The 26,393-nt window shown below is 62.9% G+C and carries 27 protein-coding genes and 2 tRNA genes; 15 read left to right on the top strand and 14 right to left on the bottom strand.

Annotated features, from left to right (window positions below; translation table 11 throughout):
* Positions 1-5 precede the first annotated feature (5 nt).
* Both GRI65_RS12370 and GRI65_RS12365 read right to left on the bottom strand, forming a co-directional pair.
* Positions 6-719 carry a hypothetical protein gene (locus GRI65_RS12370; RefSeq protein ID WP_160756867.1) on the bottom strand — a complete coding sequence of 238 codons (714 nt, stop codon included), beginning with the start codon at positions 717-719 and terminating at the stop codon, positions 6-8.
* A gap of 31 nt (positions 720-750) precedes the next feature.
* The gene (locus tag GRI65_RS12365; RefSeq protein WP_160757133.1) at positions 751-2,139 is read right to left on the bottom strand and encodes a DNA recombination protein RmuC; all 1,389 of its coding nucleotides are present in this window, start codon (positions 2,137-2,139) and stop codon (positions 751-753) included.
* Positions 2,140-2,264: 125 nt separating this feature from the next.
* On the opposite strand from GRI65_RS12365, the gene GRI65_RS12360 reads away from it, so the two are divergent.
* Positions 2,265-2,663: a four-helix bundle copper-binding protein gene (locus tag GRI65_RS12360; protein ID WP_160756866.1), complete on the top strand. Its 399-nt coding sequence runs from the start codon at positions 2,265-2,267 to the stop codon at positions 2,661-2,663.
* A 44-nt stretch (positions 2,664-2,707) separates the two neighbouring features.
* Here GRI65_RS12360 and def read toward each other — a convergent pair whose 3' ends face one another.
* Together def and recR are read right to left on the bottom strand one after the other, a co-directional pair.
* Positions 2,708-3,277, bottom strand: coding sequence for a peptide deformylase (gene def / locus GRI65_RS12355; protein ID WP_160756865.1), 570 nt, complete (start codon positions 3,275-3,277; stop codon positions 2,708-2,710).
* A 46-nt stretch (positions 3,278-3,323) separates the two neighbouring features.
* The gene (gene recR / locus GRI65_RS12350) at positions 3,324-3,920 is read right to left on the bottom strand and encodes a recombination mediator RecR (RefSeq protein WP_160756864.1); all 597 of its coding nucleotides are present in this window, start codon (positions 3,918-3,920) and stop codon (positions 3,324-3,326) included.
* Between the two features lie 53 nt (positions 3,921-3,973).
* On the opposite strand from recR, the gene fmt reads away from it, so the two are divergent.
* Genes fmt through GRI65_RS12335 form a run of 3 tightly spaced genes read left to right on the top strand, consistent with a single transcriptional unit; the run spans position 3,974 to position 6,767 of the window.
* On the top strand, positions 3,974-4,879 hold the full coding sequence (fmt, locus tag GRI65_RS12345; RefSeq protein ID WP_160756863.1) for a methionyl-tRNA formyltransferase: 906 nt from the start codon (positions 3,974-3,976) through the stop codon (positions 4,877-4,879).
* A complete protein-coding gene (gene truA / locus GRI65_RS12340; RefSeq protein WP_160756862.1) occupies positions 4,876-5,661 on the top strand; it encodes a tRNA pseudouridine(38-40) synthase TruA in 786 nt (261 codons plus the stop codon). Before fmt ends, truA begins: the two co-directional genes overlap by 4 nt.
* Positions 5,661-6,767 (top strand): zinc-binding dehydrogenase, encoded by a 1,107-nt coding sequence (locus GRI65_RS12335; RefSeq protein ID WP_160756861.1) that lies wholly within the window; start codon positions 5,661-5,663, stop codon positions 6,765-6,767. The genes truA and GRI65_RS12335 overlap by 1 nt, the downstream gene beginning before the upstream one ends.
* Here GRI65_RS12335 and GRI65_RS12330 read toward each other — a convergent pair.
* Entirely contained in the window at positions 6,764-7,744 is a 981-nt protein-coding gene (locus GRI65_RS12330; RefSeq protein WP_160756860.1) for an asparaginase, read from the bottom strand. The two genes, GRI65_RS12335 and GRI65_RS12330, sit on opposite strands and share 4 nt — an antisense overlap.
* A gap of 93 nt (positions 7,745-7,837) precedes the next feature.
* On the opposite strand from GRI65_RS12330, the gene GRI65_RS12325 reads away from it, so the two are divergent.
* Positions 7,838-7,913: transfer RNA gene (locus GRI65_RS12325), tRNA-Val, on the top strand.
* A gap of 4 nt (positions 7,914-7,917) precedes the next feature.
* On the opposite strand, the gene GRI65_RS12320 is transcribed toward GRI65_RS12325, so the two are convergent.
* Positions 7,918-8,493 (bottom strand): TlpA family protein disulfide reductase, encoded by a 576-nt coding sequence (locus GRI65_RS12320; RefSeq protein ID WP_332872652.1) that lies wholly within the window; start codon positions 8,491-8,493, stop codon positions 7,918-7,920.
* Between the two features lie 16 nt (positions 8,494-8,509).
* On the opposite strand from GRI65_RS12320, the gene argH reads away from it, so the two are divergent.
* The 4 genes from argH to GRI65_RS12300 are packed head-to-tail and all read left to right on the top strand — an operon-like array spanning position 8,510 to position 12,191.
* The gene (argH, locus tag GRI65_RS12315; protein WP_160756858.1) at positions 8,510-9,898 is read left to right on the top strand and encodes an argininosuccinate lyase; all 1,389 of its coding nucleotides are present in this window, start codon (positions 8,510-8,512) and stop codon (positions 9,896-9,898) included.
* Positions 9,895-10,134 carry an LPS translocon maturation chaperone LptM gene (gene lptM, locus GRI65_RS12310; RefSeq protein WP_160756857.1) on the top strand — a complete coding sequence of 80 codons (240 nt, stop codon included), beginning with the start codon at positions 9,895-9,897 and terminating at the stop codon, positions 10,132-10,134. Before argH ends, lptM begins: the two co-directional genes overlap by 4 nt.
* A gap of 13 nt (positions 10,135-10,147) precedes the next feature.
* Positions 10,148-11,410, top strand: a complete 1,263-nt coding sequence (gene lysA, locus GRI65_RS12305) for a diaminopimelate decarboxylase (RefSeq protein ID WP_160756856.1) — start codon at positions 10,148-10,150, stop codon at positions 11,408-11,410.
* Positions 11,411-11,417: 7 nt separating this feature from the next.
* Positions 11,418-12,191, top strand: coding sequence for a precorrin-2 dehydrogenase/sirohydrochlorin ferrochelatase family protein (locus GRI65_RS12300; protein ID WP_332872651.1), 774 nt, complete (start codon positions 11,418-11,420; stop codon positions 12,189-12,191).
* Here the strand turns inward: GRI65_RS12300 and GRI65_RS12295 are convergent.
* From GRI65_RS12295 to GRI65_RS12285, 3 genes are read right to left on the bottom strand one after another with little or no spacing between them, the layout of a single operon-like run.
* Positions 12,172-13,245, bottom strand: a complete 1,074-nt coding sequence (locus GRI65_RS12295) for a winged helix DNA-binding protein (protein WP_160756855.1) — start codon at positions 13,243-13,245, stop codon at positions 12,172-12,174. The genes GRI65_RS12300 and GRI65_RS12295 overlap by 20 nt on opposite strands.
* A gap of 52 nt (positions 13,246-13,297) precedes the next feature.
* Positions 13,298-13,798 (bottom strand): L,D-transpeptidase family protein, encoded by a 501-nt coding sequence (locus tag GRI65_RS12290; RefSeq protein ID WP_160756854.1) that lies wholly within the window; start codon positions 13,796-13,798, stop codon positions 13,298-13,300.
* A 31-nt stretch (positions 13,799-13,829) separates the two neighbouring features.
* A complete protein-coding gene (locus GRI65_RS12285) occupies positions 13,830-15,119 on the bottom strand; it encodes an adenylosuccinate synthase (protein ID WP_160756853.1) in 1,290 nt (429 codons plus the stop codon).
* 336 nt (positions 15,120-15,455) lie between these two features.
* Here GRI65_RS12285 and GRI65_RS12280 point away from each other — a divergent pair, with 336 nt between their 5' ends.
* Together GRI65_RS12280 and GRI65_RS12275 are read left to right on the top strand one after the other, a co-directional pair.
* The gene (locus tag GRI65_RS12280) at positions 15,456-16,304 is read left to right on the top strand and encodes an outer membrane protein (protein ID WP_160756852.1); all 849 of its coding nucleotides are present in this window, start codon (positions 15,456-15,458) and stop codon (positions 16,302-16,304) included.
* Between the two features lie 181 nt (positions 16,305-16,485).
* Positions 16,486-17,526, top strand: a complete 1,041-nt coding sequence (locus GRI65_RS12275; protein WP_232844123.1) for an alpha/beta hydrolase — start codon at positions 16,486-16,488, stop codon at positions 17,524-17,526.
* Here the strand turns inward: GRI65_RS12275 and GRI65_RS12270 are convergent.
* The 3 genes from GRI65_RS12270 to GRI65_RS12260 all read right to left on the bottom strand — a co-directional run bounded on the left by GRI65_RS12270 (position 17,520) and on the right by GRI65_RS12260 (position 21,476).
* On the bottom strand, positions 17,520-18,641 hold the full coding sequence (locus tag GRI65_RS12270) for an ATP phosphoribosyltransferase regulatory subunit (RefSeq protein WP_160756851.1): 1,122 nt from the start codon (positions 18,639-18,641) through the stop codon (positions 17,520-17,522). The two genes, GRI65_RS12275 and GRI65_RS12270, sit on opposite strands and share 7 nt — an antisense overlap.
* 25 nt (positions 18,642-18,666) lie before the next feature.
* Positions 18,667-20,250 (bottom strand): phosphoglycerate dehydrogenase, encoded by a 1,584-nt coding sequence (gene serA / locus GRI65_RS12265; RefSeq protein WP_160756850.1) that lies wholly within the window; start codon positions 20,248-20,250, stop codon positions 18,667-18,669.
* 101 nt (positions 20,251-20,351) lie between these two features.
* A complete protein-coding gene (locus tag GRI65_RS12260) occupies positions 20,352-21,476 on the bottom strand; it encodes a phosphoserine transaminase (RefSeq protein WP_160756849.1) in 1,125 nt (374 codons plus the stop codon).
* A 197-nt stretch (positions 21,477-21,673) separates the two neighbouring features.
* Between GRI65_RS12260 and GRI65_RS12255 the strand changes: the two genes are divergently transcribed.
* On the top strand, positions 21,674-22,882 hold the full coding sequence (locus tag GRI65_RS12255; RefSeq protein ID WP_160756848.1) for a glycosyltransferase family 4 protein: 1,209 nt from the start codon (positions 21,674-21,676) through the stop codon (positions 22,880-22,882).
* On the opposite strand, the gene GRI65_RS12250 is transcribed toward GRI65_RS12255, so the two are convergent.
* Both GRI65_RS12250 and GRI65_RS12245 read right to left on the bottom strand, forming a co-directional pair.
* Positions 22,827-23,258, bottom strand: coding sequence for a hypothetical protein (locus GRI65_RS12250; RefSeq protein WP_160756847.1), 432 nt, complete (start codon positions 23,256-23,258; stop codon positions 22,827-22,829). The genes GRI65_RS12255 and GRI65_RS12250 overlap by 56 nt on opposite strands.
* A gap of 79 nt (positions 23,259-23,337) precedes the next feature.
* Entirely contained in the window at positions 23,338-23,901 is a 564-nt protein-coding gene (locus GRI65_RS12245) for a PadR family transcriptional regulator (RefSeq protein ID WP_160756846.1), read from the bottom strand.
* A 149-nt stretch (positions 23,902-24,050) separates the two neighbouring features.
* Between GRI65_RS12245 and GRI65_RS12240 the strand changes: the two genes are divergently transcribed.
* The 3 genes from GRI65_RS12240 (at position 24,051) to GRI65_RS12230 (ending at position 26,382) form a co-directional block, all read left to right on the top strand.
* On the top strand, positions 24,051-25,373 hold the full coding sequence (locus GRI65_RS12240) for a replication-associated recombination protein A (RefSeq protein ID WP_160756845.1): 1,323 nt from the start codon (positions 24,051-24,053) through the stop codon (positions 25,371-25,373).
* Entirely contained in the window at positions 25,370-26,257 is an 888-nt protein-coding gene (locus GRI65_RS12235) for a hypothetical protein (protein WP_160756844.1), read from the top strand. Before GRI65_RS12240 ends, GRI65_RS12235 begins: the two co-directional genes overlap by 4 nt.
* A 49-nt stretch (positions 26,258-26,306) precedes the next feature.
* A tRNA-Thr gene (locus GRI65_RS12230) sits at positions 26,307-26,382 on the top strand.
* Positions 26,383-26,393: the final 11 nt, after the last annotated feature.

The following is a 26,393-nucleotide window of genomic DNA, read 5'->3' as shown; positions in this document are numbered from 1 at the left end:
TTAGCCTAGTCCCCTGCAATAAGGGCCGTGATCCGCCATTTTCCATTCTGCTCCGACGCGAGCAACCGGTAGTCGACCAAGCTACGGAGCGTGTCCGTCGCAACGAATCCCGACGCTCCACCGGGCAGTCTAACGTGCTGATACTCGGCCCCGGTCGCCAATCCGTCGAGCAATTCGACGGCATCCCAAGACAGTGAGCGGACCGTCTCGGCACCCGCTTCCGGCGCGCTCAACATCGGAACATCCGCGCCGGTCACCAGCATTCCCATCATCGCGTCGACACTGGGCGTTGCCTGCGTGAAATACCATGGCAAGGTGATCCCGCCGGCTTCGTTGGATCCGCAACCAAGTGCGATCAAATCTTCCAGTTCCTGCCAGAGATTCCGTTCCGACAAGCGGCGCCGTAATTCGGCAGAGCCCGCACCGCCGCCAAAATCGAGTTTCACGTTGGGGTCCGCCAACGCGATCAGCGCGTCCGCATCGCGTGCCTCGACCGCCGCTGCCAACGCGGTGCGAAACTCCTCAGCGCCGGCGATGTCGCGGCAGGCGTTTCGCGGCTCCAGCGGCGCGAGCTCGGCGCGCTCACCTATATCCGCCGGAACGGTTGCCGGTTCAGCCACGGCATCCAGCACGTTCTCCGCATCATCCGCCGGTGTCGGGTCGCTGCTACATCCCCCTGCGCCGAAGGCCAGCGCTGCTGCAAGAATTGAATATCGCATGGGTTTTCCTCCGCAGGGGCCAGTTAATCGATCATTCCGCGGGTGGTAGCGCACCGGCCTCGGTGTCGTCCACATCGGCCTGGGTATAGCGGGGTGCGCTTTCCACCAACGGCACTTCCTCGATCTCCCGCTTACCGATCTCGATGCCCTTTTCCGCCAGCCGCTTGCCCGACGACAGGACATTACGCTCGAAACTGCCGACAAACTTGTTGTAATTGGTGACTGCCGTCTCCAGCCCGGAACCGACGCGCTTCAAATGCTGCGAAGCGGTCGCAAGCCGTTCGTACAATTCCGCCCCGGCCTTGCCGATTTCACGAGCCTCGGTCGCCAGCTGGTCCTGGCGCCAGACCTGTGCAATCGTGCGGGCAATTGCTACCAGGTTAGTTGGCGTGGCGAGCAATACTCCGTTCTGGAACGCGAAGTCCCACAAGTCCGGATCGGTTTCCAGCGCGGCGGCGACGAAATGTTCGCCCGGCACGAACATCACCACATAATCAGGCGCTTCGTCGAACTGGCTCTGATAACTTTTCGCGCCGAGTTGCTGCACATGGTTGCGCATCGATTTCGCATGGGCGCCGAGCGCCCGCTTGCGAACCTCGTCATCATCCGCCTCGAACGCTTCCTGATAGGCGTTCAGCGATACTTTCGCATCGATGATCAGCTTCTTCTGACCCGGCACATTGACTATCGCGTCGGGACGTAGGCGTCCGTCCGTGGTGTCGATCGAATGCTCGAGAATGAAGTCGGTATGCTGCGACAACCCGCATTGTTCGAGCACATTCTGCAGCGCGCGTTCACCCCAGCGGCCCCGCGCTTTGGGCGCGTTGGTCAGCGAGTTGCCCAGCCGCTGCGCCTCGCGGCGAACTTCTTCCTGGCCCTTCTGCATATTGTCGATCAGGCCGGTCAGCTGCCCGAACGCATCGACCCGCTTCGCTTCGAGCGCGATCACCTGGTCTTCGTAATTCTTGAGTTTTAGGCCCACCGGCTCGAGCAGCGCCTTGATCTTCTGCTCGCCCGCTTCCTCCGACTGCTTGAACCGCTCGTTGGCGCGGTTGAGGAAGGCTTCCTGTGCCTTCCCCAATACCGCTGCGCCAGTGTTCTCGAATTCCTTGAGCAGTTTCTCGCGGCTTTCCTCGAGCAAGCGTTTCTGTTCTTCGAAGCCCGCAGCCTGCGCCTTGAGGCCAGTCAATTCCTCGCGGGTCGTATCCAGCTTCGCCGCCAGATCGTCTGCCCGCGCGGCGCGGTCGCTCATGGTTGCCAGTTCGGGCGCCATGCGGCTCACCATCTCTACCGCCGCCTTGGCCTCCGCATCCCGCTCCTCGAAACGGGCGCGCCAATCTGCCACGGGGCGGGATCCCATGAACCAGCCAAGGGCCGCTCCTGCGAGCAGGGCAACAAATACGAGAATAATCGAAAGCATTTCCATGTCCGGAACATAGCTGGAACGAAGTCACTCGGAAAGGGAGGAAAGCCAATTCCTGTGGAACTACGCTCGATACCGCTCGCTATGTGCATGGAAGCAGACGAAACGAGGAGCTTGAAGCCATGTCGATCAAGGAAATGATCCGCGAACACCCACAGGTCGGGGCCGATTACAACGAAGAACTCGGCGAGGCCGTGAAGCACGCGATGTACTGTGCGGCGATCTGCAACAGCTGCGCCGACGCCTGTTCTGCCGAGGAAATGGCGATGCAGAAATGCATCCGGCTATGCCTCGATTGCTCCGATATCTGCACCGCGACCTACCGGGTTGCTACCCGCCGCACCGCGGGCAATGTGCCGGTCCTGAAGGCTATGCTGCAGACATGTATCGACGCCTGCGAAGCGTGCGAGGCGGAATGCTCGAAACATGACAATGCGCATTGCAAGCGCTGTGCGCAGATGTGCCGGGAATGCGCCGATGACTGCCGCAAGGCGCTCGAGACAATGAAAGACCACGCCTGATATGAAAAACCCCCGGAGCGATCCGGGGGCTCTCGATATTCCGGTCAGGCGGCCTTGCGGAGCTTGTCGAGTTTCTTGAGCGCCATGTTGCGCTTCAGCTTGCTCAGGTGGTCGATGAACAGGATCCCTTCGAGGTGGTCCATTTCATGCTGGATGCAGGTCGCCATCAGCCCGTCCAGATCTTCTTCGTGAACCGTGCCGTCCAGGTCTTGATAACGGACCCGGCAGGTCGCCGGACGATCGACGTCGGCGTAGATATCGGGGACCGACAGGCAGCCTTCCGAATAGGTCGCCAGTTCTTCGGCCGGTTCGAGGATTTCCGGATTGATGAACACTCGCGGCTGCTTCAACGTTGGCTGGTGCGTGTGGTGATGACCGCCGTGCGCGGTGCACACTTCCGGTTCCGCGTCGGGGTCATCGGGCTGCAGATCGATCACGAGCACCCGTAGGGGCACGCCGACCTGGATCGCTGCCAAACCGATACCGGGCGCGTCGTACATCGTTTCGAACATGTCCTCGACCAGCACTTTCAGCTCGTCATCGAACTTTTCGACCGGAGTCGACACGGTTTTGAGCCGGGGGTCCGGCACTTCTAGAATCTCACGTATAGCCATGCGCACTATTTAGTGCGGGTGGTATCCCACTGCAAGCGTTGGAACGCTATCCTACCGGCCTTCTGGCCCGAAGCGCCTGTGCCAGCGTTCCTTCGTCAAGGTAGTCAAGTTCGCCGCCGACCGGCAAGCCGTGCGCCAATTGGGTGATCCGCAGCGGGTATTCCTCAAGTCGCTCGGCCAGATAATGCGCAGTCGTCTGCCCTTCCAGCGTGGCGTTCATGGCCAGCACGACTTCGTCGATCCCGCCCGATGCCACCCGTTCGAGCAGCGAACCGATATTGAGGTCTTCCGGCCGAACTCCGTCCATTGCCGACAGTTTGCCGCCCAGCACATGGTAGCGCCCGGTATATAGCTTCGCCCGGTCCAGCGCCCACAGATCGGCGACATCCTCCACCACGCAGACCGAGGTTTGGTCGCGCCGCGGGTCGGCGCAAATCCCGCACGGATTCTGCGTATCGACATTGCCACAAATCCGGCATTCCACCAGCCGGTCACGCACCTGTTCCAACGCGGCGAGCAATTGCAGTAATGCGGTTTCCCGCCGTTTTACCAGCCACAGGACCACCCGCCGGGCGGAACGCGGGCCGAGGCCGGGCAGCCGTGCCAGCGCCGAAGCCAATGTCTCGATCTCTTGCGATGCCATGTTCCCGAGGATAGGGGTTGCGCCCCGCAATAGGAAGGCCGACGTACCCAGTCATGCGCATCATTTTCATGGGAACGCCCGACTTCGCCGTGCCGACGCTGGCCGCGCTGCACGAAGCGGGCCACACACTTGTCGCCGCCTATACCCAGCCGCCGCGTCCGGCGGGCCGGGGCAAGAAGCTGCAGCCCTCACCGGTGCAAGTCGAGGCGGAGATTCGCGGGATCGAGGTTCGAAGCCCGGTTTCGCTACGGGAACCGAAGGTCCAGGCAGAATTTGCCGCGCTGGAACCGGATATCGCGGTGGTGGCCGCTTATGGCTTGATCCTGCCGCAGGCGGTCCTCGACATTCCGAAACATGGCTGCCTGAACGTCCACGCGTCGCTGCTGCCGCATTGGCGCGGCGCGGCTCCGATCCAGCGCTCGATCCTGGCGGGCGACCCCGTGACCGGGATAACCATCATGCAGATGGAAGCGGGTCTCGACACCGGTCCGATGCTGGCGACAGCGCGCACGCCGGTGGAGGACAAGACGGCGGGCGAACTGACTGCGGAGCTGGCAGAAATCGGTGCGCAATTGATGGTCGGCACGCTGATCGACCTGGCCATGGTGCACCCTGTTGCGCAGGAGGACGCCGAAGCCAGTTACGCTCCCAAGGTCGACAAGGCGGAAGCGAAGATCGACTTCTCGCTATCCGCCGAAGCAATCGAACGCCAGGTGCGCGCCTTTGCTCCCTTCCCCGGCGCATGGTTCGAACTGGACGGCGAACGGATCAAGGTGCTGAAATCCGAAGTGTCTGACAGTCATGGCGCACCCGGAACTACAGTCGACGGTGCGCTGACTATCGCCTGCGGGACGGGCACCCTGCGTCCCCTGCGCCTCCAGCGGGCGGGTAAGCCGGTGATGGACGCCGCCGATTTCCTTCGCGGTAAGTCGGTGCCGGAGGGGACCGAACTGGCGTGACCCGCTACGCGCTTACCCTCGAATTCCACGGCACCCCCTTCCAGGGTCTGCAGCGGCAGAAACACGGGCCGAGCGTCCAGCGGTCGGTCGAGCGGGCGATCAATTCGGTCACCGGCGAGGAGGTAACGCTCCATGCTGCCGGAAGGACCGATTCCGGCGTCCACGCCCTCGCGATGCGGTGTCACGTCGATATTGCGAAGGACTTTGCGCCGTTCAGGCTGATGGAGGCAATCAACGCCAAGGTCCGACCGGATCCGATCGCGGTAATTGCCTGCGAGGCCAAACCCGACGATTGGCATGCACGCTTTTCGTGCGTCCGGCGCAGCTACCAGTACCGTATTCGCAACCGGCGCGCGCCGCTGACCATCGACCTCGACCGGGCGTGGCACATCCGCCCGGACCTCGATCATAAGGCAATGCACCGCGCCGCGCAGACCCTGGTCGGGCATCATGATTTCACCACCTTCCGTTCTGCGCATTGCCAGTCCGAAAGCGCCATAAAGACGCTCGACCGGCTCGATGTACACCGCGCGGGCGAATGGGTAATTGTCGATACATCGGCGCGCAGTTTCCTGCATCATCAGGTGCGATCCATGGTAGGGTGCCTGGCACTCGTCGGCATGGGCCGATGGTCTGAATCGCAGATTGCACACGCCCTCGCAGCCGCAGACCGGCACGAACTCGGCCTAAACGCACCGCCGCACGGACTTTATTTCGTTGAGGCCACCTATCCCGAAGAACAGGGCCCCGAAGAACAACACGCAAATCAGGAGAGAAATTGATGAGCACGACCGGAAAACAGATTTTCACTACCCTCGAAGCGGACGGCACGCTGACCGTGGAAGTTGCGGAAAGCGCCTTTCTCCAGCCAAAGGGTTCGCAGGTTCTGGTGCGGATGGAAGCCGCGCCGATCAACCCTTCCGACCTCGCGCTGCTGTTCAGCGCCGCTGACCTCGAAAATGCGGAATATTCGCCCGGCAAGATCGTGGCCAAAATGCCCGAGCCGTTTCTCAGCGGTTCCAAGGGCCGCCACGGCCAGCGGATGCCAGTCGGCAACGAAGGCGCGGGCACGGTAATAGAAGCAGGGGAAAATCCCGCTGCGCAGGCCCTGATCGGCCAGCGGGTCGCTTGCGTTCCCGGCAGCGCGTTCAGCCAGTATGCGATTGCCGAAGCGGCAATGTGCCTGCCGCTGGGCGACGTTTCATCCGAAGACGGGGCATCGGCTTTCGTCAATCCGATGACCGCTCTGGGCTTTGTCGAAACTGCCCGGATGGAAGGCCACACGGCCATCGTCCACTCCGCCGCCGCGTCCAACCTCGGCCAGATGCTCAACAAGATCTGTCAGGAAGACGGGATCGACCTGGTCAACATCGTCCGCAAGCAGGAACAGGTGGATATCCTCAAGGGTATCGGCGCGAAGCATATCGTCAATTCGTCCGACGATGATTACATGCACCAACTGCGCACCGCCATCGACACCACCGACGCCTATTTCGGCTTCGATCCGATCGGCGGCGGCAAGACAGTCGACACCATTTTCAAGGCAATGGAACAGGTTGCCGTCAGCAAGATGAGCGAATTCAGCCGCTACGGCTCGGACCAGCAGAAGAAGATGTATATCTACGGCCGACTCGACCTCGGCCCGACCATCCTGACGCCGTCCTACGGCTTCGGTTTCACCCTGTCGGGCTGGCTGCTGACGCCGTTCCTGCAGAAGGCGGGAATGGAAACCGTGGTCCGGATGCGCAAGCGGGTGCTGGACAATCTGACCACTACCTTCGCCAGTAGCTACAAGAGCAAGGTCACGCTCGAACAGATGCTCGAGAAGGAAGCGGCGCTGGATTACCGCGGCATGCGCACCGGCGAGAAATATCTCGTCACGCCTTAGCGCCGGTCAAACGCCGCCTGCATGCGAACGGGGTCGCTGATCCCGTTCGCAAGCAGCAGTTGCAGCAGAACCCGCGCTTTCGGCGGACCGAGAGCCCGGGCCGCGATGAAGCCGTTCGCGTCATCGTCCAATTCGCGGTCCACCAGCCCCTGATCTACTCGCGAGGCGCGCACCACCGGCACACCGGTCCGGGCCGCCTGCGCCAGCGCACTGCGAACCTCTGCGGGCGCATTGCCCTGTCCAAAACCGGCAAGTACCAGCCCCTTCGCGCCGCTGCGCACGGCGGCGGCGACATCTTCGCCCGGCATCCCGGCATAGGCGTAGAGAATGATAACCTTGGGCATATTCTGATGGAATTCGAGCCGCAGCGCTTCGCCGGTACGCCACGGCGCGCCGAACCATTCGAGCGACGTCGGGGTGACATGGCCAACCGGGCCGCGGGGAAAGCCGCGGAACGCGTCCACGCCTTCAGTTCGCGCCTTGCGTACATCGCGGGCGGCGAAGATGTGGTCGCTCATCACCAGCAGCACGCCGCGTCCGGCCGCTTCAGCATCGGCAGCAACCCGAACGGCGTTGGCAAAATTGCGCATTCCGTCGCTGCCCACCGCATCGGCGGGACGCATTGCGCCAACCAGGATCACGGGCTTGGCAGTCGGCAAGGTCTGATCGAGCAGGAACGCGGTTTCCTCCGCAGTGTCCGTCCCGTGGGTGATGATAATCCCAAGGCAGTCGTCCTCCGCCGATGCAGACACGCAGGCGCGGTGGAGCTGGTGCCATAAGGCGGGACCGATATCCTCCGACCCTATGCTGGCGAACTGCGTCCCGAAAAGGCGCGCCGGCAAATCCAGCCGCGCAACCTCGGCGAGCAATTCCTCCACCCCGATCTGACCCGGAGTGTATTCCCGGCCAGTCGCCGAACCTGCTTTGCCGGCGATCGTACCGCCGGTTGCGAAAATCTTGATATGCCTGCCCGTCATGCCAGCCGCATTAACGATCCGCGCATCATTTCACCATTGGCAATTGATTTTGAAACTTTCGCCGCTATTAGCGCTGTTCCGAACGCAAAGTTTGGGCGCTTAGCTCAGTTGGTAGAGCATCTCGTTTACACCGAGAGGGTCGGCGGTTCGAGCCCGTCAGCGCCCACCATGCCTCAAGCACCATCCTCACCGATCGCGTCGTTTATCGCCTCGCGCGCCTCTGCGCCCGACCAGTCATATTCGCCAATGACTCGCCACACCTCGCGGCCGGCCGAATCGTACAGGACCGTCGTCGGCAAGACCCCGCCTTCAATCGCGAAGCCGAGGGCATTTTCCGGATCGAGCCAGGGCTGCAGGTTTTCGAATGTGTTGGCAGCAAAGAATTGCTCGACTTTTTCCGCGCCCTGCATGTCCTGGCTGACGGTCATGACCCGCAGCGCACCTGCGTATTCGCCGGCAAGCTCGTCCAGCATCGGCATTTCCACCACGCAAGGTGCGCACCACGTGGCCCACAGGTTGAGCAGGACCGGCCCGCCCTGAAGCGCCCCGGTGTTGATCTGCCGGCCCGCAGGATCGTCCAGCAGGATGGCCGGCATCAATTCGCCGGCGTGGCTGGTGTCGATGGTGGCGGCCAAGCCGACCTTTGCTCCCTCCAACTCGCCCTGTTCTTGCGCGTCCGGCGCGGGTTCCCTATCGCAGGCGGCCAGCGGAAGGGCCAATAGCAGCGTGAGCGAAAATCTTAAGGACACTAAAGGCTCCAACCAGATGTGGGGCGGACGCTTTGCCGAGGGGCCCAGCGCGATCATGCGCGAAATAAATGCCTCGATCCCGTTCGACAAGGCGTTGTGGCGTCAGGACATAGCGGCAAGCAAAGCGCATGTCGCCATGCTCGGCAACCAGGGTATCGTCACTGCAGCCGACGCAGCGACGATCACCAGCGGGCTCGACAGGATCGCCGCGGAATACGAGCAGGACGGGGTGCCGGAAGATTGGGACCTTGAAGACATCCACATGACCACCGAAAGCCGGCTCGCCGAATTGATCGGCCCGGTCGCCGGGCGGCTTCACACCGCGCGCAGCCGCAACGACCAGGTGGCAACCGATTTCCGCCTGTGGGTTCGGGAAGCGATGGAGCAGGTGGACGCCGGGCTGGAGTTGCTGCAGCGCGCCCTCGTCAACCGGGCGGGCGAACATGCCGCCAGTATCATGCCCGGCTTCACCCACCTGCAGACGGCGCAGCCGGTCACCCTGGGCCACCATTTGCTGGCCTATTACGAAATGATCCGGCGCGACCGCAGCCGCTTCGCCGACGCGCGGGCGCGGCTGAACGAATGCCCGCTCGGGTCGGCTGCCTTGGCCGGGACCGGCTTTCCGATCGACCGCGACGCGACTGCCAAGGCTCTCGGCTTCGATGGACCGACCGGCAACAGCCTTGATGCGGTTTCGGACCGCGATTTCGCGCTCGATTACCTGATGGCGGCAGCGCAATGCTCGCTCCACCTGTCGCGGCTGGCGGAAGAATTCATCATCTGGGCTAGCCAGCCGTTTGGATTTGTCCGGTTGCCCGATGCGCTCAGCACCGGCAGTTCGATCATGCCGCAGAAGAAAAACCCCGACGCCGCCGAATTGGTACGAGGGCACGCTGGGCGGATCATCGGTTGCGCCACCGCGCTGATGGTCACGATGAAGGGCCTGCCGCTGGCCTATTCAAAGGACATGCAGGACGACAAGCCGCCGGTCTTCGAAGCCGCTAGTTTGCTCGCATTATCCATCGCCGCGATGACCGGAATGGTGGCCGACTCGACCTTCCGGACCGAACGGATGCGGCAGGCGGCGGAGCTTGGCTACGCCACCGCCACGGATTTGGCGGACTGGCTGGTGCGCGAGGCGGACGTGCCCTTCCGGGAAGCGCATCACATTACCGGCGCGGCGGTAAAGCTGGCGGAATCGAAGGGTGCGGCGCTTGATGCGTTGTCGCTCGAGGAACTTCGGGCCATCGATCCGCGGATTGATGAGCGGGTGTTCGCCGCCCTGTCGGTCGATGCGTCGGTAGCGTCGCGGGCGTCCTATGGCGGAACCGCACCGGAGCGGGTAAGGGAACAAGTGGCGCAGGCGCGCCGGACTTTAGGCTTGGCTTCGGGAAGTGACGCATGAACCGCCGAATTATCGCAATTGTCAGCGTATGCCTGCTCGCAGGTTGCGGACAGAAGGCCGACCTCAAACCGTTGGCTGGCCAAACGCTGCCGCCCGCGCCGCTCGGTTCCGATGTCCAGCCGAGCTCGGCCGACCTGCTTGAACTCGATACGCAGGCCGAGCCGGAACGTAACGTCGAACTGCGCCGCCGGTCGGAATCACGCGAAGACGACCCTTTCGACCTTCCTCCCGAATAACACGGCACTTTAAATGAACCATTTCGAACTCCGTGAAGGCGTGCTGCATGCCGAAGGTGTCCCCCTGCCCTGGATCGCGGCAGAGGTAGGCACGCCGGTCTATGTCTATTCGCAGGCCACGCTGGTGCGCCATGCCCGCGTATTTCGCGACGCGCTTTCCGCGCTGGATAACCCGCACATCGCTTTCGCGGTGAAGTCCAACCCGAACCTCGCGGTGCTGAAGGTGCTCCAGCGCGAAGGCTACGGTGCCGACGTGGTTTCGGGCGGCGAGCTATCCCGGGCGTTGGCGGCCGACATGGCCCCGGCGGACATCGTCTTTTCGGGCGTCGGAAAAACGCGTGACGAGATGATCTATGGCCTCCAGACCGAAATCGGCCAGTTCAACGTCGAATCCGAAGAAGAGGGCATCGAGTTATCCGCCATAGCCGAGGCACAGGGGAAGATCGCCCGCTGCGCCCTGCGGGTGAATCCCGACGTCGATGCGGGAACACATGAGAAAATCTCCACCGGAAAGGCGGAAAACAAATTCGGCGTACCGATCCACCGTGCGGGCGAAATTTATGCCGCGCTGGCAGTCCTGCCGGGGCTCGAAATGCGCGGGATCGCCGTGCACATTGGCAGCCAGCTTTCCAGTCTGGTGCCCCTCGAAACCGCGTTCGGGAAAGTCGGTGCACTGATCGCCGACTTGCGCGCGCAGGGACAGAATGTAACCCATGCCGATCTTGGCGGCGGGCTCGGCGTTCCTTACAAAGCGGATGATGTGATGCCCAGCCCGGCCGAATACGGCGCGATGGTGGCACGCGTGACAGCGGGCTGGAATGTCGCGCTGTCGTTCGAGCCGGGACGCATAATTGCGGGCAATGCAGGCGTTTTGCTGACCCGGGTGATCCGGGTGAAACGCAGTTCCAACGCTAGCCCGTTCGTGGTGGTGGATGCCGCGATGAACGACCTTGCGCGCCCCGCGATGTACGGGGCGTGGCACGATATCGACGCGGTGGTGCCGTCCGGAGCGACCAGCGAGTCCCACGTTGTCGGGCCGATCTGCGAAACCGGGGACACCTTCGCGATGAACCGCCTGATGGCCACGCTGGAGACGGGCGATCTGGCCGTATTCCGGACCGCCGGCGCTTACGGCGCCACGATGGCGAGCAGTTACAACAGTCGTGGTTTCGTGGCCGAAGTGCTGGTCGACGGAGACCGCTATGCGGTGGTGGCAGACCGCTTGCCGCCCGCCGATATTATGGCCGCCGAGCGCGTGCCGGCATGGCTGAAATAGTGCGTCCGTGATCCGCTCCCTGCCCCTGCTCCACCGCATTGCCGGGACCCGCGTCGTAGTGATCGGAACCGGTGACATGGGCGAGGCAAAGACGCGGCTGGTGAAACGTGCGGGCGGCATTCCTTGCGGCGAGCCAGAGGCGCATCACGCGAGGTTGGCGTTTATTGCTCTGGAGGACGGCAGGGCCGCGGAAGCCGCAGCGATGCGGTTGCGCGCCAAGGGCTTGCTGGTCAATGTCGCGGACCGGCCCGACCTGTGCGATTTCACCACTCCCAGTATTGTCGACCGGGACCCGGTCCTGGTCGCGATCGGCACTTCCGGTGCGTCGGCAGGGCTGGCCAAGCAATTGCGGCTGCGTCTTGAACGGATATTACCTCCGGGCCTGGGTCTGCTGGCGGCCCGGCTGGAAGACATGCGCGACGCCATACGACTGCGCTACCCCGCAGGCCCCGATCGCCGGCGCGCCCTCGACATAGCGCTGGGTGAAAGCGGGATCCTCGACCCGCTCGATCCGGCATCGGCAGCGCGGATCGAGGATTGGCTGGCCGAAAAGGAAATTCCTGGCACTACCGGGTCGGTAGAAATCGCCCTTGTCAGCGGCGATCCCGAGGACCTGACACTGCGCCAGTGCCGGCTGCTTGGGACAGCCGACACGATCCTGCATGACGCAGCAGTGCCCGCTGCGATCCTCGACCGCGCCCGGGCCGATGCCCTGCGGCGGGAGTTGCCGTTCGATGGGGAGCCAAGCGAAGGGCTGACGGTTATCTTGCGCCTGGACTAGCCGGACGGTATCCCCATAAGATCGCCCGTTTGGCATCCTTGCCCAGCTCCGCAAAGAATCGTGCCATCGCATCGGCAGCCTTGTCTGTCAGGGTAATGAACGCGCGGCGCTTGTCGGTCTCGTCCTCTACACGCTCCATCAAGCCGGCATCCTTCATCTGGGCAATCCAGCGCAGCGCGGTGGTGGGCGGTACCCCGCTGGCGAAGCACAACGACGTAACCGAAACACGCGTGTGCTCGACCCGCGCCGCGGTCAGGTCCAGCAGCATGTCCCATGCTGGATCGGCAAACAGTTCGCCGTCGAAGAACCGGGCGCGCAATTGCCGTTGGCGGATTATCCTCCGTACGAGCCGCGGATCGGGCAACGGCGGCCGGGCCGAACGTACCAGCCGGTCCGAGGAATCCTCCGGGCCGAGACCATTGAAACCAGGATCGGGAGATTCGAACCGGAACGCGCCGCCATCGGAACCCTTGCCCGGCGTCAATCCCGAATCGGACAGGCGTTCCAAGCGCGCCGCGATCTGACCGACCTGCTCCGTTAGCCGAAGCAGGGTAGTTCGATCATCGGGTGATAATTCGCGAACCCCCATGCCGGGCATCTTCGCTAATATGCTCCCGAGCGCAATTACGCGTTCTGACCTAGTCGGATCGACAAGGATCTGCGCACCGGACTGATCGAGACAGCCGAATACCTCGTCCAGCGCATCCAGACTGGTCGACACCACCAGTTGCGCACCCAGGCGCGCCGCGCGCATATCGAGCCGCGTCAGTGCGGCGAGGGTCGCGCCGTCCACCGTCGGACAGTCGAGCAGAACAATCTCGCCGAGCGAACGTGCTTCGCTGCCGAGCAAGTCGGCCAAATCCCCGATCGTGCCCGGCCGGAAGCCCGCCGCCTCGACATCGTCCCGCATTGTCTCGCGCAGATGGGCGCGGTCGGCGAAGATCGAGACCGCGAGAGGAACACCGGCGGGATCCATGGCCGCATCACGTACGGTATCAGCAAGCGTGGCCGTGCCCGCATCGCCGCTTTCGTAGTAAAAATCCGCTTGCCCCATGCCGCGACTCCGTTCTGGCTTCCGAACAGACGTAGAACATAACGGGATCAGGTCAAGGCCGTATTTCGATCGGGGTGCCGTCGCCGACGGCGCTCCACAATTCCTCGATCTCTGCGTTGGAAAGTGCGATGCAGCCGTCGGTCCAGTCCCCCGGCACCCTTCCCTCAGCGAAGCCGTTTGGCTGGCCATGCAGGAAAATGTCGCCGCCGGGCGATCGCCCCATCGCCTCAGCGTAGGCCCGGTCATCCGCGTTCGGATAGGAAACCCGGAGCGACAAGTGATAGGCGCTGTTCGGATTGCGGGCATCGATCCAGTACCGGCCTTCAGGTGTCCGCTCGTCGCCTTCGAATTGTTTGTGACCGGTCGGTTCATCGCCGAATTGCAGGTCGGTGTAGGTTTTGATCACGGCATCGCCGTCATACAGCGTCAACGTACGTTCCGACTTATCAACCAGGATGTAGGTCGCGCGCGCATCTTCCGGCATGCCCCACGAAACCATCGCCGGAACGCACGCCGCCAAGCCAAGAACGAGTAGGGCCGTGGTTGCTCTCATGCGGGAAAGATACGCCGTTCTGGCGCGCATCTCAATCGATGAAGGGGTCCCGCACGAGGATCGTATCTTCACGTTCGGGGCTCGTCGAAACGAGAGCGACAGGCGTTTCGATAAGTTCCTGGATACGCTGGATGTACTTGATGGCGTTGGCGGGCAGATCGGCCCAACTGCGCGCGCCGGCGGTGGTTTCGCTCCAGCCGTCCATTTCCTCGTAGATCGGTTCGACTTCGGCCTGATCTGCCGAATGCGCGGGGAAATAGTCCATGATCTTGCCGCGCAACCGGTAACCGGTGCAGATTTTCACCGTGTCGAACCCGTCGAGGACATCGACCTTGGTCAGCGCGATCCCGGTCACGCCGCTAATGGCGCAGCTTTGCCGCACTAGTACCGCATCGAACCAGCCGCAGCGGCGCTGGCGGCCGGTGACGGTGCCGAATTCATGGCCTCTCTCGCCAAGCCGCTGGCCGTCCGCGTCGCCGAGTTCGGTTGGAAACGGTCCGCTGCCGACCCGGGTGGTGTAGGCCTTGACGATCCCCAGGACGAAGCCGGTCGAATTGGGCCCGAGGCCCGATCCGCTGGCAGCCGTACCGCTGACCGTGTTGGAACTGGTGACAAAGGGATAAGTGCCGTGATCGACGTCCAGCAGCACGCCTTGGGCGCCTTCGAACAGGATACGGGCACCCGCCTTGCGGACTTTCTTGAGGCGTTTCCACACGGGCTGCGCGAATTGCAGCACAAATGGCGCAATTTCGCGTAATTCTTCGAGTAGCTTGGCGCGGTCGACCGGAGGCTGGTCGAAACCGGCCAGCAAGGCGTCGTGATGCGCGCACAGCCGGTCGAGCTGGGGGTCCATCTTGTCGAGATGCGCGAGGTCGCACACACGGATCGCCCGGCGGCCAACCTTGTCTTCATAGGCGGGACCGATCCCGCGGCCGGTGGTACCGATCTTGCCTGAACCCGCAGCTGTTTCGCGCAGTCCGTCCAGATCGCGGTGCATAGGCAGGATCAGCGCGCAATTGTCCGCGAGCGCGAAATTGTCGGGGGTGATGGTCACGCCCTGACTTTCCAGTTTCGCGACTTCGGTCTGCAGCGCCCACGGGTCGAGGACAACGCCGTTGCCGATAATCGACAACGTTCCGGTTACGATTCCTGAAGGCAGCAGGCTGAGCTTGTAGACCTGATCCCTGACCACCAGCGTGTGACCAGCGTTGTGACCGCCTTGGAACCGGACCACCGCATCGGCGCGGCTGGCCAGCCAATCGACGATCTTTCCCTTGCCTTCATCGCCCCACTGGGCACCGATCACGGTAACATTGGCCATTGCAAAAACTTTCTCTGGAAAATTGGGCGTGCGGCAAACGGCGCGGGCCTAGGCTTTTGGGCTTGTCACGGCAAGCATCTCCGAATGACATTCCGCGAGTTTCTGTTTCACGACCCATAGGCGCGCGGAAATGACTGTGCCAGCGAACCTTGCACCTACCGGTTCTTGAGCAAGAAGGCGGTCTACCTGACACGCTGACCCGCAGGTGCCACGCCCCAGCGCAAACTGCGGCTAGATGCCGAAAAATTTAATGTAAATTAGAAAAAGGAAGCGGGAACAAAAGCCTCTCACGGCACGTTTGCGCGGAGTATCCCATCACTAAATGAAGGATTTCCCTTGAAAAAAGTTCTTATAATCACCGGCGCGGTGAGTGCACTGGCCGTGGGCGCGATGCCTGCAGCAGCGCAAGACACCAGCCCCGTATATTTCGACGGCATCTACATTGGCGGAGCCGGCGGCTACGACATCCAGTCGAACGACGGCGGCGATACCCTGGTATTCGATACCGATCAGAACGGCGTTTATGGCGACAGCGTTAACACGACTACGGGTGCGAACGCGTTCAGCCCCGGGTTCTGTAATGGCCGCGCAATTGGCAGCACAGCCGCAGCTGGCTGTACCTCGGACGAAGATGATTGGGCATACGCCGCCCGCATCGGCGCCGACACGCGCATGGGCGGTGGTCCAGTGGTCGTTGGCGTGTTGCTGGAAGGCAGCCGGTCGAACGCGGTCGATTACTCCACCGGGTTCAGCACAACCCCCGCCAGCTACACGACAATTCGTGAACTCGATTATGCCATCTCCGCGCGTGGCCGTCTCGGCTTCTCGCCCGGTGATGGACGCGGTCTGTTCTACCTGACTGGCGGCGCTAGCTATGCCAAGATAGACCACGAATTCGAAACCACCAACGGTGCCAACTCGTTCACGCTGAACGACGACAATGACATGGTCTGGGGCTGGCAAGCTGGTGCGGGCGCAGAACTGATGCTGACCCAGAACATCGGTATCGGCCTCGAATATCTCTATTCGCGGTATGACGACGACAAGAGTTCCGTTGCTGTCGGCCCCGGTTCGGCTGGTCCGACCAACCCATTCCTGATCGTCTCGGGCGGCACAAACCTGCGGCCGTCCGACACCGATTTCGAGATGCAATCGCTTCGCGGTACGGTGAGCTTTCACTTCTGATCAGACACGTGTGCCGGCGGTAAGTTCTCCGGCACACAGGCGATGAAACGAATAACGAAAGGGCGGCCCGCAATGGCCGCCCTTTTGTGCTGCGACAAACGAATACAATCCGTGACTGGATTATCCCGGCCAACATGTGGCAGCCCCTTGCTACGTAGTTTGGCCCATGAGGGGAAATTCGATGCGTGGATTTTGGATTACGGGAATTACTGCCATAAGTCTTGTCGTCATCAGCAGTGCGCAGGCGCAGCAGCGGACGCCGCGCGAATGCCGGCAGGAAGTGGTCAAATTGTGCGGTAGGGACCGGGAGGCGATCCGCGAATGCCTGCGAGAAAAAGCGTCCGAGCTAAGCGCCACTTGCCGCAGCGAACTGATGGAGCGAATCCAGGCTCCGGGCGCTACCGACCGTAGGTCGGACCGAACTTCTGCCGAGCGACCCGATGCAGCCCGGCAGGAATTATCCTACGGCAGCGAACCACTTCAGAAGGCCGATTTCTGGGCCGCATCCTCGGGCAACGCACCGCTGGTGCTATTCGTCCATGGCGGGGGCTGGAAACGCGGCGACAAAGCAATGATGACCGGTTCGGCCAAGCTGAACCACTGGCAGCAACAGGGCTACGCTGTCGCATCGGTAAACTACCGGCTGGTGCCCGGTGCAACCGTTGAGGAGCAGGCGGCGGACATTGCTGCGGCTACCGCCTATTTCCGCCGCAACGCGGCCCGTCTCGGGATCGACCCGGACCGGATCGTGCTGGTCGGACACAGCGCTGGGGCGCACCTCGTCAGCTTCGTGGGCACTGATCCGCAATGGTTCGCGGGCGCGGGCCTGTCGATGGACGATGTTTCGGGCATAATTGCGCTCGACGGCGCGGGCTACGATGTGCCCGACCAGATGGACGAGAACGCTCGGCTGATGGGCGATACCTACCAGCAAGCCTTCGGTACCGATCCGGCGCGGCAGAAAGCGCTGTCACCCACCTTGCACGCAGGCGGGCCTAACGCTCCGGCGTTTCTGATCCTGCATGTGCAGCGGGATGATGCAGAGCGCCAGAGCAAGGCGCTTAATGCAGCGCTGATCGCCGCGGGTACGGATTCGAAAGTCGCCGGCATTCAAGGCCGCGGGCTGAAAGGCCACCGGGAGATAAACCAGAAACTTGGTGAGCCGGGCTATGCGGCATCCCCTCTGGTCGACGCATTTCTGGCGAAGCGTTTCGCTCAGTAAGCGACGGGATCAATCCCTACGAGATGGTGGGTGCAGCCAAGCGCCTGCGCGTCGTCGCTATCCGATAGGGCCTCGATCGTGCGCCATCCAACCGCGCGCAGCCGTGCCGCGATATCGCGGTCGTGCCCCAGCGGCAGGAACAGCGTGTCGCCGGCGGGTGAGGCTTGCAGTGCATCGATCAGGGCGTCGATGTACAGCGAAAAGCCTGTCGCAGGCTCGCCAGTGCCGCCAATGGCGTAGGTGCCGCCCCGGCCCACAGCGCCGCGTACTCCGTCAGCGTATATCGTGAACCCGAACCAGCTCTGATATTCAAATCCGTGCCGCTCGGTCGGGTCGAGGGTTAGCCGCGCACGGTCCGCCACCCGCTCGGCTATCTGCCTGAGCCCGGCAATCCGGCTCGCCAGCGCGCCGCCCGCATCGACATCCCGCAACCGCGCAATTGCGTGCTCGAACGGGCCGGTGGCGTAAAGCAGGGGCATATACGCCTCTCCGCCCGGTACCTGCGCAAGGCCGCCCGCATCCTTGGTGTCGAGTTCACGGCGGACATCTGCGATACGTTCTGGTGCCAGCGGCATGGCCTTGGACGCGAGGATATCGACAAGGTCGGGCAAGGTGAAATCAACCGAAATTCCCTTTGCCCCCGCGCCTTCCAGCGCCTCGATCGCAAGCGCGACCATTTCGGCAGCGGCGGTGACGGTGTCGTTGCCGATCAGTTCCGCACCCAATTGCAAGCGTTGCCGCGCCGGGTCGAGCTGGTCGGCGCGGATCAGCGCGACTTCCCCGCCGTAGCATAGACGCAGCGGGCGGGCCGCCGCGGCCATTCCGGTCGCCGCGATACGGCCGACCTGCGGAGTGATATCGGAACGGACCGCGAGCATCCGCAGCGAGACCGGATCGACAAAACGGAACATCCGGCGCGCGGTGGCGCCGTCGTTGCCGCCAGCCATCCGGCCCGCAAGCGACTTCTCGAATTCCACCAACGGCGGGCTGACCCGATCATAGCCATGCGCGTCCATCACATCGAGGATTTGGCGCATGGCCGTACTCACTGCCTTCGCTTCACGCGGCAGCCGGTCTTCGAGGCCTTCGGGCAGGAGATCGTCCGGGTTGGTCATTTCGCGGCCCCTATTGAACCTGCGCCTAAAATACCAGCGCGGTTACCGTCTTCACCCCTTCAAGAGCGCTGGCCGCGGCGACGACATCCTGCGGGATCGGCTGATCGACCGACAGCAGCAACACCGCTTCCCCGCCCGCATCGCGGCGGCCAAGGTGGAAAGTGCCGATGTTGATGCCGTTCTCGCCCAGCAGCGAACCGATCCGGCCGATGAAGCCGGGCGCATCTTCGTTGACGATATACAGCATGTTGCCCTTCAGGTCGGCCTCGATCCCGACACCGAAGATTTCCACCAGCCGGGGTGCCGCGCTGCCGAACAGCGTGCCGGCTACCGACCGGTCACCCTGCGTGGTGGCAACCGTCACGCGGACCAGCGTGTGGTAGATGCCTTCCTTCTCGTTGCGGATCTCGCGCACTTCCATGCCGCGTTCGCGGGCCAGATAGGGCGCGTTGACCATGTTCACCGTGTCCGAATAGCGCCGCATCAGACCCGCCAGAACCGCTGCCGTGATCGGCTTCTGGTTTAGCTGTGCCGCCGCGCCCTCCACTTCGATGCTGATCTTCGGCAGATTGCCATGCGCCAACTGCCCGACCAGCGAACCGAGGTTTTCCGCCAGTTCCATATATGGGCGCAGCTTCGGTGCTTCTTCGGCGCTCAGGCTCGGCATGTTGAGGGCGTTGGTGACCCCGCCGTTGACGAGGTAATCGGACAATTGCTCCGCCACCTGCAGCGCGACATTGACCTGGGCTTCGTCCGTCGAGGCACCCAGATGCGGGGTGCAGATGAAGTTGGGTGTCCCGAACAGCGGGCTTTCCTTTGCCGGTTCCTTGGCGAACACGTCCAGCGCAGCACCGGCGATATGGCCGCTTTCGAGGCCTTCCTTCAGCGCCGCTTCGTCGATCAGCCCCCCGCGCGCGCAATTGACGATGCGCACGCCCGATTTGGTCTTGGCGAGGTTTTCTGCAGAGAGGATGTTGCGGGTCTGGTCGGTCAGCGGGGTGTGGAGGCTGATGAAGTCCGCCCGCGCCAGCAATCCGTCCAGATCGACCTTCTCGATCCCCAGTTCGATGGCGCGGTCTTCGGTCAGGAATGGATCATAGGCGATCACCTTCATCCGGACCCCTTGGGCGCGGCTGGCGACGATCGAACCGATATTGCCCGCGCCGATCAGCCCGAGGATCTTGCCGGTAACTTCCACGCCCATGAAGCGGCTTTTTTCCCATTTGCCAGCCTGGGTCGAGGCGTCCGCTTCGGGAATTTGCCGCGCGAGTGCGAAGATCATCGCAATGGCATGTTCCGCGGTCGTGATCGAATTGCCGAACGGGGTGTTCATCACCACCACGCCCTTGGACGAGGCATAAGGGATATCGACATTGTCGACCCCGATGCCGGCGCGGCCAATGACCTTCAGGTTGGTCGCCGCGTCGAGGATTTCCTTGGTCACCGTGGTGGAGGACCGGATCGCGAGTCCATCATACTGGCCGATGATCTTGAGCAATTCTTCGGGTGTCTGGCCGGTGATTACGTCGACATCGCAGCCGCGTTCTTCGAAAATGCGCGCGGCGTTGGGGTCCATCTTGTCGGAAATGAGCACTTTGGGTTTGGTCATCTGTCTATTCCTTCGTCATCCCGGCATCGGCCGGGATCGCTGTCCGCAAAAGCGGGCGTCTGTTCGGGGAAGTCCCGGCCACCGCCGGAACCCTGGTCTGATCAGGAAAGCTGCGCGTACGCCCAGTCGAGCCACGGGCCGAGCGCTTCGACATCCGCCGTGTCCACCGTCGCGCCGCACCATATCCGCAGGCCGGGAGGCGCATCACGGTAGCCCGCAATGTCATAGGCCGCATCATGCTCTTCGAGCAGTTTGGCGAACGCCTTGATGAAATCGACATCGGCACCCGCCACCGTCAGGCAGACGCTGGTGTTCGACCGGGTTGCCGGATCGGGCGCGAGATGGCCGAGCCAATCGCGCGACTGGACAATCGCATCCAGCGCCGCAGCGTTGGCATCGGCGCGGGCTTTCATGCCAGCAAGGCCGCCGACCGATTTGCCCCACTCAAGCGCGAAGATCGCATCCTCGACCGCAAGCATGGACGGCGTGTTGATCGTTTCGCCGGTGAAGATGCCTTCGATCAGCTTGCCGCCCTTGGTCATGCGGAAGAGCTTCGGCAGCGGCCATGCGGGGGTATAGCTTTCGAGCCGTTCGACGGCGCGCGGCCCGAGGATCAGCACGCCATGCGCGCCCTCCCCGCCGAGAACCTTCTGCCAGCTGAACGTCAGCACGTCGACCTTGTCCCAAGCGATATCCTGCGCGAACACCGCGCTGGTCGCATCGGCAATCGACAGGCCTTCGCGGTCCGCGGCAATCCAGTCGCTATCCGGGACTTTCGCGCCGGAGGTGGTGCCGTTCCAGGTGAAGACGACATCGTTCGACCAATCGACCTGCGCGAGGTCGGGCACATGGCCATAATCAGCGCGGATGACGGTGGGGTCGATCTTCAACTGCTTGACCGCATCGGTCACCCAGCCTTCGCCAAAGCTTTCCCATGCCAGCGTGGTCACCGGGCGCTGGCCCAGCATGGTCCACATGGCCATCTCCACTGCGCCAGTGTCGGAGCCGGGTACGATACCGATGCGGTAATCGTCCGGCACTTCCAAGACTTCGCGAATCAGGTCGATGCATAGCTTGAGCCTCGCCTTCCCCACTTTGGAGCGGTGCGAGCGGCCGAGCGATTCGAGCTTCAGTTTTTCGGGAGTCCAGCCCGGCGGCTTCGCGCAGGGTCCGGATGAGAAATGCGGACGCGCTGGTTTGCGGCCGGGAGGCGTAAGGTCAGTCATGTATTCTCTCCTTGCAGAGAGCTCGCGCGGCGTTGGGACCGCGTGGCCCGCAGGCCGAATGGATGGTGCGGGCAGGCAAGTCAAGCAGCGATGCTGCGGCTGCGGTGGAGAGGCTGGTATTACCGGCTCTCTCCGGCAGCCAATCTCGCCGACACCCTCTCGCCAAGCGGGCGATTGGACAGTAAGGCTCGGCTGCAATGAAAACGTCCGACCTTCGCATCGCCATGTTCAGCGGCAATTACAACATCACGCTCGATGGTGCCAACAAGGCGCTCAATCGACTGGTCGAGTATCTACTGCGCCAAGGGGCTGCGGTTCGGGTCTACTCTCCGACGGCTGCGAACCCGGCGTTCGAACCCAAGGGCGACCTGGTCAGCGTTCCGTCCTTCGCGATTCCAGGGCGCAGCGAATACCGGATGCCGGTCGGGATTAGCGCCGAAAACCGCGCAGACCTCGAAAAATTCGGCCCCAACCTGCTCCATATCGCATCCCCCGATTTCAGCGCTCGGGCTGCGGTGCGCTGGGCGAAGGCGAGGGGGACCCCGGTGCTGGCGTCGGTCCACACCCGTTTCGAAACCTATCCGCGCTATTACAACATGGGCTTTCTCGAGCCGGTTCTGGAGACCTGGATCCGCGGATTATATCGCCGCTGCGACGCGCTGGTTACACCTTCGGAAAGCATGGTCGACGTCTTGCGGCAGCAGGGGATGAACGACGACATCTCGATCTGGTCACGAGGCGTCGACCGGACGCTGTTCGGCCCCGAGAAGCGCGACGTTGCATGGCGGCGTAATTTCGGGATCGCGGACAGCGACGTCGCTATCGCGTTCCTCGGCCGGCTGGTGATGGAAAAAGGCCTCGACACTTTTGCCGAAACGATCGTCGAACTGCGCAAGCGGAATGTTGCCCACAAGGTGCTGGTGATCGGCGACGGCCCGGCGCGCAAATGGTTCGAGCAGGCACTGCCCGGCGGGATATTCGCGGGTTTCCAGACCGGCCCCGATCTTGGGCGGGCACTGGCAAGTTCGGATATCTTCTTCAACCCGTCAATCACCGAAACTTTCGGCAACGTGACTTTGGAAGCAATGGCCAGCGGCCTGCCGGTGGTTGCTTCGGCCGCCACGGGCAGCAAGAGCCTGGTGCAGGACGGCGTCTCCGGAACCTTGGTGCCGCCCGGAAACCCTGGTGCCTTTGCTGATGCGTTAACACCGTACCTGACCGACGGCGCACTACGCAACGCCCACGGGGCCGCCGGGGAGAACCGCAGTCTAGAGTTCAGCTGGGACGCAATTAACCAGACGGTGGCGGACGCCTATCTTCGTCTGATCGACGGCTCCCCGATCTGTGAAGTCAGTGCAGGACGCCCGCGGCAATCATCCGCCGCGAGTAAATTGCCAGCAGGATAACGCTTAGCACGATCGCCGTGGTAAAGGCCCACATCCCCGCACTGTTGAGGCTTTCCGGCATCGGGTTGGTCACCGTCCAGAACGTCGTTCCGATAATCCCGATCAGCGATACCGCGAAGGCGTAGAACGCAAACCGGCTGCGGAACAGAAGCAGGATCGACCCTGCGAACGCTCCCCATACGCCAAATGCCCAGAACGCTTCGAACCATGCTGGCCAGCTGGTAAAGTAGGCGAGTTGTTCGGCGGTGAATTGACCAAGATACGCAGCGTTCCGTGTCTGGGTCATGGTGTAATCGACTACTCCGCCGAGGTTCCACAGGATTGCCAGGACACCCACCACCCACAGGTGCCACGGCGCTTTTCTTGTCAGAGTCATTTGCCTATCCCTCCATGCAAATTTCCTGGGTCGGAAAATAGCACGGAGGGAAACTGACGCAAGGACCGGAGCGGTGGCGCTAGAGCCGCTCGATCCTCTTGGCGGCATCGTCAATGATGTCGACGATTTCCTCGATGGTCTGATTGTCGAATCGGCCGTCGCGGTAACGATGCTTGAGCACACCGGCGAGATTGCCCATCGCGCGAAACAATTCGGGAGCGCGTCCGCGCTCCTCCTTGCCCGACATCGCGGTCAGGCGGGCCATGAGCGCCTCGGCCTCGTCCGATCGTTCGGCCAGTTCGCTGCGGCCCGCTTCGGTTACTTCGAAGGCCTTGCGAGCGGTATCGTCAACTCCGGCGGTTTCGGCGATCACCCCTTCGTCGGCGAGCAGCGAAAGGGTCGGATAGACCGCCCCCGGGCTCGGCTCGTAAGTGCCGCCGGTCAGTTCGCCGATGGCCTTGATCAGTTCATAGCCGTGGCGCGGTTCGTCGGCGATCATCCTGAGCAGCAGCAGGCGCAGTTCTCCGGAGGCAAACATCCGGCGGCGATTGCCGGACCGGCCGCGCGGGCCGCCGCCGAAATTGCCGTTGTCCCAGCTGAACCGGCCGTCCCACCCGCGTCCCGCGGCCATCATGGCGGCCATCGGAAAACCTCCGGGCCACCCCTTCCTATGTCCATGCATTCCCATCATCATTCCTTTCGATATTCTCGTGATAGGTCTAAGATATATCTTAAGAGAAGTTTTGCAAGTGGGTGCTGCAAATTCCCCGCGCGCCCTCTATCTCCCTATCAATGGCCGACCTATTTGCTGACGATCCCCTGCCCGATGCAGCCCGCGAACAACTGCGCGCCGATGCCCCGCTCGCCGACCGGCTGCGCCCCCGCGCGCTGGACGAGGTAGTCGGGCAAGAGCATTTGACCGGCGCCGAAGGTGCCATCGGCCGAATGGTCGCGGCTGGAAAATTGTCCTCGATGATCCTGTGGGGCCCGCCCGGGACCGGCAAGACCACCATCGCCCGGCTGCTGGCCGACGCGGTGGGAATGCGGTTTGCCGCAGTAAGTGCGGTGTTTTCCGGCGTCGCCGATCTCAAGAAGGAATTCGCCGCGGCCGACAAGGCGGCGCAAGCAGGGCAGCGCACGTTGCTGTTTGTGGACGAAATCCACCGTTTTAACCGCGCGCAGCAGGACGGGTTTCTGCCCTTTGTCGAACGCGGAACTGTGACGCTGGTCGGGGCGACGACCGAAAATCCGAGCTTCGCGCTCAACGCAGCGCTACTCAGCCGGGCGCAGGTACTGATCCTGCGAAGGCTCGACCAACCCGCATTGGTGACCTTGCTCGATCGCGCTGAAGAACTGGAAGGCCCCTTACCGCTGACAGACGACGCTCGCGAGGCACTCGTCGCCTCCGCCGATGGCGATGGCCGTTTCCTGCTCAACCAGGCCGAAACGCTATATTCCGCGCGGATTTCCGAGCCGCTCGATCCGTCCGCACTGGGCACGTTCCTCCAGCGCCGCGTGGCCGTCTATGACAAGGACCGTGACGGGCACTACAACCTCATTTCCGCCCTGCACAAAAGCCTCCGCGGATCCGACCCGCAGGCGGCGCTCTATTACATGGCGCGGATGCTGACCGCGGGGGAGGAACCGCTTTACGTGCTGCGGCGGTTGGTCCGGTTCGCATCCGAGGATATAGGCCTCGCCGATCCGCAGGCGCTGATCCAGTGCCTCGCCGCCAAGGACGCATACGAATTTCTCGGCAGTCCGGAAGGTGAGCTCGCGATCGTGCAGGCCTGCCTATATTGCGCGACCGCTCCCAAATCGAATGCTGCCTATGCGGCGCAGAAATCCGCGTGGAAAAGCGCGCGCGAAACAGGTTCGCTGGCCCCGCCCCCGCATATCCTCAACGCCCCGACGAAGTTGATGAAGGATATCGGCTACGGTGCCGGCTATGCCTATGACCACAATTCGGACGACGGGTTCTCCGGTGCCGATTACTGGCCCGAGGAGATGGACGCGCAAGACTATTACCAGCCGGTCGAACGCGGATTCGAACGCAAGATCCGCGAACGGCTCGAATATTGGGAGCGGAGGCGGCGCGAATCGCGGGAAGCATGACGCCGCAGCGTTTCCGGCATTTCGTTGCTATCGACTGGTCGGGCGCGGCCGGCGAGCGCCACAAGGGAATTGCCGTGGCCCTGTGCGACGCTGGCGGCGAGGCTCCGCAACTGGTCCGGCCCGATCATGTCTGGTCCCGAACGGATGTGCTGGACTATCTCGGCTGGGACCTTCCCCCCGACAGCCTCGTCGGGATGGACCTCGGCATCGCCCTGCCTTTCGCCGATTGCAGCGCGTTCTTCCCGGGATGGGGCGATTCCCCGCCAACCGCGCGGGCACTTTGGGCCATGGTCGACCGGATATGCGAAGACGATGCCCATCTCGGCGCGTCCAGCTTCGTGGATCACCCCGTCGCCAGCCGCTATTTCCGGCGCCATGGGGGGCGAGAAGGCGACCTCTTCCAGCAACCGGGAGCGCTTCACCGACGTGGGCGGTTGCGAGTGACGGAGGGCAGGCAAGCGGCTCTCGGCTGCACGCCTTACAGCAATTTCAACCTTGTCGGCGCGGCGCAGGTCGGCAAGTCTAGCCTAACCGGAATGCGGTTGCTCCACCATTTGCGCGGCACCGTGCCGGTCTGGCCGGTTGAGCCGCTGCCTACATCCGGCAGCGCGATCGTGGAAATCTACACCACCATCGCAGCAATTGCGGCGGGCCGGAGGGCCGGACGCAGCAAGATGCGCGAGGCCGGCGAACTGAACGCCGCGCTCGCCAAGCTCGGAAGCCATCCAATCGACTCGGTAAAGCCGCTCGACGATCACCGCTGCGATGCGCTGCTGACGTCGGCCTGGCTGCGGAAAGTATCGGACAGGCCGGAATTATGGCGGCCGGGCGGACTGACCGATGAAATTGCCCGCACGGAGGGCTGGACCTTCGGCGCAGTTTGACGCATGGGGCGCGAACAGCGACACATCCTGCGGGATTGCGTTCGCAAGGGCCGGCTTAGCTCAGTTGGTAGAGCACCTGATTTGTAATCAGGGGGCCGGGGGTTCGAATCCTCCAGCCGGCACCATCTAATCCGCC

It is taken from the genome of Allopontixanthobacter sediminis (assembly GCF_009828115.1).
Lineage (GTDB): Bacteria > Pseudomonadota > Alphaproteobacteria > Sphingomonadales > Sphingomonadaceae > Allopontixanthobacter > Allopontixanthobacter sediminis.
The sequence above is the reverse complement of the archived record's forward strand: the minus strand, read 5'-3'. Positions and strand labels throughout refer to the sequence as shown.